Source organism: Rhodococcus sp. R1101 (assembly GCF_000278445.1).
In the GTDB taxonomy this organism is placed as follows: domain Bacteria; phylum Actinomycetota; class Actinomycetes; order Mycobacteriales; family Mycobacteriaceae; genus Rhodococcus; species Rhodococcus gordoniae.
In genome coordinates, this window is the sequence record NZ_AJVB01000270.1 from 1 (window position 1) to 5,259 (window position 5,259).

Annotated in this window: 4 protein-coding genes; all 4 read right to left on the reverse strand. The window is 69.1% G+C overall.

Annotation, left to right across the window (positions count from 1 at the left end; genetic code table 11):
- Nucleotides 1–992 (reverse strand): uroporphyrinogen-III synthase (locus tag R1101_RS0115645; protein WP_016934328.1); only part of this gene is annotated, 992 nt, incomplete at its 3' end.
- Nucleotides 989–1,423, reverse strand: a complete 435-nt coding sequence (gene nirD / locus R1101_RS0115650; protein ID WP_026003330.1) for a nitrite reductase small subunit NirD — start codon at nt 1,421–1,423, stop codon at nt 989–991. The genes nirD and R1101_RS0115645, both read right to left, overlap by 4 nt.
- Nucleotides 1,424–1,513: 90 nt before the next feature.
- Nucleotides 1,514–4,030 (reverse strand): nitrite reductase large subunit NirB, encoded by a 2,517-nt coding sequence (gene nirB, locus R1101_RS0115655; RefSeq protein ID WP_016934330.1) that lies wholly within the window; start codon nt 4,028–4,030, stop codon nt 1,514–1,516.
- A gap of 30 nt (nt 4,031–4,060) precedes the next feature.
- Nucleotides 4,061–5,259, reverse strand: a 1,199-nt coding sequence (locus R1101_RS27030) for an MFS transporter (protein WP_016934331.1), incomplete at its 5' end; no start/stop codon positions are given.

Sequence of the window (5,259 nt, forward strand, 5' to 3'; positions counted from 1 at the left end):
GCGAGAAGTTCCTCCCGGGAGACGACGAGGCCGGCGCGCGCGACGAGCGTGCGCATCAGGGCCATCCCGGCAGGGGGAAGGCACCGGACGGTGCCGTCGACGATCACGCAGCGTCCCCGCGGGCTGAGCACGTGGCCGCCGGCCTCGATGCGCACGGCCCGCCGGGGTAGTTCCTCGGCGATGTGCCGGGCGAGCGAACCCAGCCGGGAACGGGTGGGCATGCTCACGGGGACGTCGAGTTCGATGAGCGGTGCCGCGGTGACAGGACCGACGCACACGGCCGTGACGCCGGTGCGCAGCGACCGCAGCATCGGTTCGAGCCAACCGGTCTCCTTGGCCCGCATGAGCATCGACGCGACGGCCGGGGCGCTCGTGAAGCTCACGGCGTCGAGTCCGTGTTCGACGATCTGCTCGATCATCCGGTCGAGCGCCGTGAGATCCTCGGGGGGCGTCCACCGGTAGACCGGGACGGGGACGACGTCCGCACCCGCGGCGCGCAGTGCCTCGCACACATCGGTCCCGGGCTCCCATTCGGTGCGCTCACCGTGCAACTGCACGGCGATGCGGCGACCGGTGACTCCCTCGTTCAGCAGGAGCTCGAGCACCTCGGCGGACGATTCCGAGGAGGGAGACCACTCCTCTCGGAGTTCGGCGGCCCGGATCGCGCCCGTGACCTTCGGGCCGCGGGCGAGGATCCGGCTCGTGCCGAGTGCCTGCGCGAGACCGTCGGCGAGTCCCCATCCCTCCGCTGCGCCCATCCAGCCGCGGAACCCGATCGCCGTGGTGGCGATCGTGATGTCCGGGGGTTGCGCGACGATGCACCGGGTGACGCGTTCGAGTTCGTCGTCGTCGGACAGCGGGATGATGCGGATGGCGGGAGCATGCACGACCTCGGCCCCGCGCCTGGTGAGGAGAGTGGCGAATTCCTCGGCGCGTCGAGCCGCCGTCACGCCGATGGTGAATCCCCGCAACGGTGGGGTGTCGTCGTTCACGAACCCTCTCCGGTCGCGCCCTCGTGCCGCCGGTCGCGCGGGACGAGGCTGTGGATCTGGACGACTCCCGCCCACACGCGCACCTCGTAGACGGGCAGACGCACCGACGGATCGTCGAGGCAGCGACCGTCGTCGAGGGAGAAGACCTGCTTGAGCAGCGGCGACGCCACGGTGGGCTCGCCGGCACGGTCACCGACGATTCCGCGCGACATCACCGCGGCGCGGCCGAACGGATCGATGTTGCCCACCGCGCGCAGCGTTCCGTCGTCGAGCAGGAACAGGGCGACCTGCTCGCCGCCGCGCAGCAACACCGCAACTCCACGGCCCGGAATGAGATGGCTGAGCGGACAGGCCGAGGTCCATTCCAGTCGCCCGTCGAACACGCTGTCGCGCGTCGATCCCCCTACGGTGTACGTCTCGATGACGGTCATCGCTGTCCTCCCTTGACACTGCTGTCCTGAAGTGTGGGTGCCCGGTGTTTCGAGCGCATTACCCGCTCGTTCCCTCGGGGTAAGCGGTCGTCATGCCCCGGTTCCGGGTCCGATACCCGGCATACCCACGAGAACGGGGACCTTGCGCGGGCCGCTGTCGTCGAAGCGGACCGTGGGGTCGGGCTGCTCGGGCGCGTTGACGAACGACACGAACCGTGCCAGCTTCTCCGGGTCCTCGAGGACACCGGCCCACTCGTCCTTGTAACCGCCGACGTGCTTGGCCATGGCGGCCTCGAGGTCGTCGGCGATCCCGAGGGCATCGTCGCACACGACTTCCTTCAGGTGCTCGAGCCCGCCCTCGAGCGCCTCGAGCCAGGGGGCGGTGCGCTGGAGCCGGTCGGCGGTGCGGATGTAGAACATGAGGAACCGGTCGATGTAGCGGACGAGGGTCTCGTCGTCGAGACCACCGGCAAGAAGCTGCGCGTGCTTGGGCGACTGGCCGCCGTTGCCACACACGTACAGGTTCCAGCCGTTCTCCGTCGCGATGACACCGACGTCCTTGCCGCGCGCCTCGGCGCATTCACGGGCGCAGCCCGACACACCCATCTTGAGCTTGTGGGGCGAGCGCAGTCCTCGGTAACGCAATTCGAGGGCGACGGCCATCCCGACCGAGTCCTGCACGCCGTATCGGCACCAGGTGGAGCCGACGCAGCTCTTGACGGTGCGCAGCGACTTGCCGTACGCCTGGCCGGATTCCATGCCGGCGTCGACGAGACGCTTCCAGATCTGCGGGAGCTGTTCGACGCGGGCACCGAACAGGTCGACGCGCTGACCGCCGGTCATCTTCACGTAGAGGCCGAAATCGCGTGCCACCTCACCGATGACGATGAGCTGCTCGGGCGTGCATTCGCCGCCGGGCATGCGCGGCACGACCGAGTAGGTACCGTTCTTCTGGATGTTGGCGAGGAAGTGGTCGTTCGTGTCCTGCAGGCCGGCCTGCTTCGGGTGCAGGATGTGGTCGGAGTCGGTGGAGGCGAGGATCGAGGCGACCACCGGCTTGCAGATGTCGCAACCGTGCCCGGTGCCGTACTGCGCGATGAGCGCGGAGAAGGTACGGATCCCGGTGGCCTGGACGATCTGGAACAGCTCGGCGCGGGACTGTTCGAAGTGCTCGCACAGGGCCTTGGACATCTGCACACCCGACCGGGCGAGGAGCTGCTTGACGCTCGGGAGGCAGCCGCCGCAGGTGGTGCCGGCGCTCGTGCACGACTTGATCTGTGCGATGTCGCAGGCCCCTTCGGCAATCGCGTCGCAGATCGCGCCCTTGGTCACGCCGTTGCACGAGCACACCTCGGCGTCGTCGGGCAGCGAACCGGCGCCCGGTTTCTCCCCCGCCGGAGAGATCAGCGTTGCCGGGTCACCCGGCAGCTCGCGGCCGACCAGCGGTCGCAGCGTGCCGTAGGCCGAGGCGTCGCCGACGAGGATGCCGCCGAGCAGGGTCTTCGCGTCGTCGGAGACGACGAGCTTGGCGTAGGTGCCCTTCGCGGAGTCGGACAGCACGACTTCCAGTGCACCCGGCGTCGTCGCGTGGGCGTCGCCGAAGCTCGCGACGTCCACACCGAGCAGCTTGAGCTTGGTGGACATGTCTGCGCCGGGAAACTCGGCGGTGCCGCCGACGAGCCGGTCGGCGACAACCTCGGCGGTGCTGTAGCCCGGGGCGACGAGTCCGTAGCAGGTGCCGTCCACGGCTGCGCATTCGCCGATCGCGTAGACGGCCGCGTCCGCGGTGCTGCGGCAGGAGCGGTCGGTGAGCACACCGCCGCGACCACCGAGTTCGAGTCCGGCCTCCCGGGCAAGTTCGTCGCGGGGACGGACACCGGCGGAGAAGACGACGAGACCCGCTTCGATGACGCTTCCGTCGGACAGGCTCACCTGCAGCCCCTCCGGCCCCGATGCGATCTTCTCGGTGCCCACACCGAGGTGGGTGACGAGTCCGAGATCGGTGACGAGACGGTCCAGGACACGGCCGCCGCCCTCGTCGACCTGGGCGGGCATCAGCCGGTTGTTGTACTCGATCACGTGCGGGGTCACGCCCAGCAGGCGCAGCGCGTTGGCGGCCTCGAGGCCGAGCAGACCGCCGCCGATGACGACACCGGCGCGGCCGGTGGCCTCGGCGCGTCGGGCCGCGGCGCGGATGCCGTCGAGATCGTCGAGGGTGCGGTAGACGAAGCAGTCCGGCAGGTCGTGTCCGGGCACCGGCGGGACGAAGGGATACGAGCCGGTCGCGAGGACGAGGCTGTCGTAGCGCAGAACGTCACCGTCGGCGGTGGTGACGGTCCGGGCCGCGCGGTCGATGCCCACGGCGCGGGTGCCGACCCGCAGGTCGACGAGATCGTCTGCTGCATAATCGTTTCCGGCCAGGGCGAGTTCCTTGCGGTCCCAGGACCCCACATAGGACGACAGTCCCACGCGGTCGTAGGCGGCGTCGGTCTCCTCGCCGAGCACGGTCACCGACCAGTCGTCCTGCTCGTCGCGGACACGCAGGGCTTCGACGAAGCGGTGGGCGACCATTCCGTGTCCGACGACGACGACGTTCTTGCGGCTCATGGTGTTCTCTTCCTTCGTGCCGGGGATCGGTCAGACTGCGACGCGGGCCGGGGCGGGAGCCTCGGTGGACGGTTCGCTCGTGGCGGTCGGATGGGGGCGGCGAAGGAAGACGAACCAGGTCACGACGATGCACACGAGGTAGAAGATCGCGAAGACCCAGAAGGCCATCGTCGCGGACTGGGCCTGCCCGCCGTAGGAGGCGCGGAAGACCAGGTTGATGCCGACGCCGCCGAGTCCGCCGATGGCACCGGCGAAACCGATGAGGGCACCGGACATGCTGCGCGACCAGGCGGCCTTCTCGTCGCGATCCAGGTCGTCGAGATCCTGCGCACGGGCCTCGAAGATGGACGGGATCATCTTGTAGACCGAACCGTTGCCGAGTCCGGAGAGCAGGAACAGGGCGATGAAGCCGAGCACCATGGCGGTCAGCACACCACCGGTCGCTGCGCCGGTGGCGCGGTCGTCGAGAGTGCCGGCGGCGATGAGCACCGCGGCGGCCAGGGCCATCGCGACGAAGGTGTAGAGGGTGATCCTGCCGCCGCCGATGCGGTCGGCGAGCTTTCCGCCGAGCGGCCGCGAGATCGATCCGAGGAGCGGGCCGATAAAAGCGATCTGCGCGGCGTGCAGTGCGGCCTGGGCGGGGGTGTCGCCGCCGGCGAGGAAGTTGATCTGCAGGACCTGACCGAAGGCGAAGCCGAAACCGATGAACGAACCGAAGGTGCCGATGTAGAGGAAGGAGATGATCCACGAGTCGCGGAACCTCAGCGCGGCGCCCATGGCCCGCAGGTCGGCCTTCTGATCACCGAGGTTGTCCATGAACAGTGCGGCGCCGAGCGCTGCGACGGCGCACAGGACGAGGTAGACCGCACATACGATCCAGGGCTCGGTGTTGCCGACGGTGGCGATGACGAGCAGACCGATCAGCTGGACGGCCGGGACACCGATGTTTCCGCCACCGGCGTTGAGTCCGAGTGCCCAGCCCTTCAGGCGCTGCGGGTAGAAGGCGTTGATGTTGGTCATCGACGACGCGAAGTTGCCGCCGCCCACGCCGGCGAGTGCTGCGACCAGCATGAAGGTGGTGTAGGAGTGGCCCGGGTTCAGCATCAGGTACAGCGCCCCGAGGGTGGGGATCAGCAGCACGAGGGCACTGAAGATCGTCCAGTTGCGGCCACCGAAGCGGGCGGTGGCGACGGTGTACGGGATGCGCAGGATCGCGCCGACGAGTGTGG